Genomic DNA, 2,565 nt, shown 5'->3' with positions numbered 1-2,565 from the left:
TCCTTTGGGCTTTCAAGGTGAAGCGAGCGCAGTTCCTTCCCGCTGATCGTGTTGACCGTACCGGGCGTGGCCAGATAACGCTGCGCATGTGACCGGGTTACTGTTATCTGCTCGGGCGATGCCTTGGAAACTGCTGTACCCTGACGGTGATGTGCGGCAATATGTTTTTTATCAACCAATTGAGCGCTGGCAGGTGTCGTTGCAGCAAATGCCAGTGGTGATGCCGATGCCAGTAGCAGGCAGGGCAGGGCCGGAAGGCTGGCATATGTTGGGACCTTAGCTAGAAGACGGAAAGAATGACGTAAAAAATATAGTTTCATGTGGATATTCCATTTCATTCCTGTTTCGACACATTTGTGGTTTGCATAAATAAATTTAATTAAAGTGGTTTATAAAAAATATAACTATATTATTTAATAACTGTTTTCGTTATATTTTCGGCAATCCCATTCCAGACCTCTGAATCAAAAATAGGTAGGATCAGGGGATCAACATAACCATCTTGTCGGGCACTCATAACGTAAAGTAGCATTGATTCGTTATTGGGCATCTCAAAAATCTGAATGAAGTCATAACTTCCCATTGCAGCGTAAAATGCGAGTGAACGGCCCCCAAGCGCGCTAACGCGATCTTCGCTTTTTCTTTGTCGTTGCTGGCTTTTCCCTAAATCCTTCAAACCAATATGTGTTAATTTCATTAAAGAAATATACTTTTGTATACTACCATTCATTGGGAACAATTCCGGATTTTAGATAGTCCGTTAATAACAGAATAAGAATCTGAAATCGTGCCAAATACGCCGTTTTCTACTGTAATCATGTGCAAAGCGGCTTCATGAGCATACTGATCGCCGCTGGCGCAGGCATCAGATACAGTCAGGCATTGGAAATTTCTGTCACAAGCTTCTCTAAGGCTGGTATGCACGCAAACATCTGTCGTGCATCCGGTAAAAATCAGATGAGTAATATCCTGCGCGTGAAGAACATGTTCCAAGTCTGTGTAAGTAAAAGAGCTATTACAAGTCTTATCTATAATAATGTCATCAGGCCTAACATCTATTTCAGGAACTATTTCGAAGCCGGGGCTTCCCCTAACAAGGACATTGGCATCTCCAATTCCACAAATATTCCTTCTCCATTTTTCGTAAGGAGTCATATCAGCCTTGTCGCTGCGGTAGCCTTGTCTTGTATGAATTATTCTGATTCCTACATCACGGCAGGTAGCGATTAACTTTGATATTACAGGAAGGATAGATCGCAATCGGGAAGGATCATAGCCTTGTTTCGCAAAATACCCAGTTTCAGAAAGAAAATCTTGCTGCATATCGATCACGATTAACGCGGTAGACTTGGCAGCAAGATTGCCGTCATAAGGAAAATTAAAAGGTTTTGCAGAAATCATTTTATTACCTCCCGTGATTTTCATTAACATGCCAGAATAGAAAAAAAACCGATTTATCCTCGCATCGAATGTGCTAAAAAACTCAACGATTGTGCAGGAGGGATTTGATGTCGCGCACGCTTGCTTATTTACATTATCTTCCAGCATTTGAAGCCGTAGCCCGTCTTGGGAGCGTTCGCGGAGCAGCGTATGAGCTAAATCTAAGCCCAAGCGCCATTTCCTTATAGTTGAAAAAGCTACGGCAAATGATAGGAATATCATTGTTTGAAAAAAAAGGACGAAACGTACGATTAACTAGGGCCGGGCAGGATTTTGCGCATGCGGTAGCTGTTTCCCTTGGGCAACTAGAGATCGCAACTAGATCTGCGCACATAATCGAAGCCTCAACAGCTCCCCAAGCTTTAACGGTTTCGCTGCCACCGTCACTGGGGATGGCATGGCTGAACAGCACTATTATCCAGTTTTCTGAAAGTCATAATATTCCAGATTTGACAATAAAATCAGCTATGGTTTTATCTGATGTTGACTGGGAAACATGTGATATCGCAGTTGTTTATGATAGACCCCCTTTTTTAGGAAAAAACTGGCATATTCTTAGCAATGTAAGGCTAATTCCTGTATGTTCTCCTATATTTTTCCCGAATCTTGATTTACAGAAACGTCATACAACATTAACCGGTATTACACTTCTTCATGAAGATGATGGACACGAGTGGTCAAGATGGGCAGTAACTGCCGGGATGAGTTTAATGGGGAGTCAACGTGTCTGTGTTGCTTCTGCGGCTCATGCAATAGCATCAGCTGTCCAGGGACGTGGCATTGCTCTAGCATCTGATGTGCTCACACGAAATTATTTGGCAGAAGGTGCACTTATTCATCCATTTCCCAAGTCAATTAATGCTTCTCATGATTACTATATAATTTGTCCAGAAAAACGGTCTGAAGAGCCTCTTATTCGGTCTTTGGTTGAACATATTGTAAGTTGCATGCGTCCTATAAGAATGACCTCGTAAGAGAAATGTTGTTTTGAATGGCCCCTAGCACTACTTTGGCAGAAAATTTGGGATAAGGATTCCCAACGGGTGCGATCAGTGATTCATGGAAGACCCGCTGTAGTGGGAGCTGGCGATGAACACCGACTGGCGATCGGATCTGGAAGTATGG

At 43.0% G+C, this 2,565-nt stretch carries 4 protein-coding genes and 1 pseudogene; 2 read left to right on the top strand and 3 right to left on the bottom strand.

Features of this window, described 5'->3' with window-relative positions; translation table 11 throughout:
- From F1542_RS16765 to F1542_RS16755, 3 genes and pseudogenes are all read right to left on the bottom strand, one after another.
- Nucleotides 1-320, bottom strand: a pseudogene (locus F1542_RS16765) (TonB-dependent receptor); the annotation flags it as partial.
- A gap of 89 nt (nt 321-409) precedes the next feature.
- A complete protein-coding gene (locus F1542_RS16760) occupies nt 410-730 on the bottom strand; it encodes a GYD domain-containing protein (RefSeq protein WP_193733994.1) in 321 nt (106 codons plus the stop codon).
- Nucleotides 727-1,401 (bottom strand): isochorismatase family cysteine hydrolase, encoded by a 675-nt coding sequence (locus F1542_RS16755; RefSeq protein ID WP_193733995.1) that lies wholly within the window; start codon nt 1,399-1,401, stop codon nt 727-729. Before F1542_RS16755 ends, F1542_RS16760 begins: the two co-directional genes overlap by 4 nt.
- A 107-nt stretch (nt 1,402-1,508) precedes the next feature.
- Between F1542_RS16755 and F1542_RS17530 the strand changes: the two genes are divergently transcribed.
- The gene (locus F1542_RS17530; protein WP_193733993.1) at nt 1,509-1,628 is read left to right on the top strand and encodes a LysR family transcriptional regulator; all 120 of its coding nucleotides are present in this window, start codon (nt 1,509-1,511) and stop codon (nt 1,626-1,628) included.
- Nucleotides 1,629-1,661: 33 nt separating this feature from the next.
- The gene (locus F1542_RS16745; protein WP_193733992.1) at nt 1,662-2,414 is read left to right on the top strand and encodes a LysR substrate-binding domain-containing protein; all 753 of its coding nucleotides are present in this window, start codon (nt 1,662-1,664) and stop codon (nt 2,412-2,414) included.
- The last annotated feature ends 151 nt before the right edge of the window (nt 2,415-2,565 follow it).

This window comes from Komagataeibacter sp. FXV3, from assembly GCF_015155755.1.
In the GTDB taxonomy this organism is placed as follows: domain Bacteria; phylum Pseudomonadota; class Alphaproteobacteria; order Acetobacterales; family Acetobacteraceae; genus Komagataeibacter.
This window is presented reverse-complemented; position numbering and strand designations above follow the sequence as displayed.

Excerpts from the sequence above, each read along its gene's own strand:
- F1542_RS17530 (WP_193733993.1), top strand. The coding sequence starts at position 1,509 with ATGTCGCGCACGCTTGCTTATTTACATTATCTTCCAGCATTTGAAGCC.
- F1542_RS16755 (WP_193733995.1), bottom strand. The coding sequence starts at position 1,401 with ATGATTTCTGCAAAACCTTTTAATTTTCCTTATGACGGCAATCTTGCT.
- F1542_RS16760 (WP_193733994.1), bottom strand. The coding sequence starts at position 730 with ATGAATGGTAGTATACAAAAGTATATTTCTTTAATGAAATTAACACAT.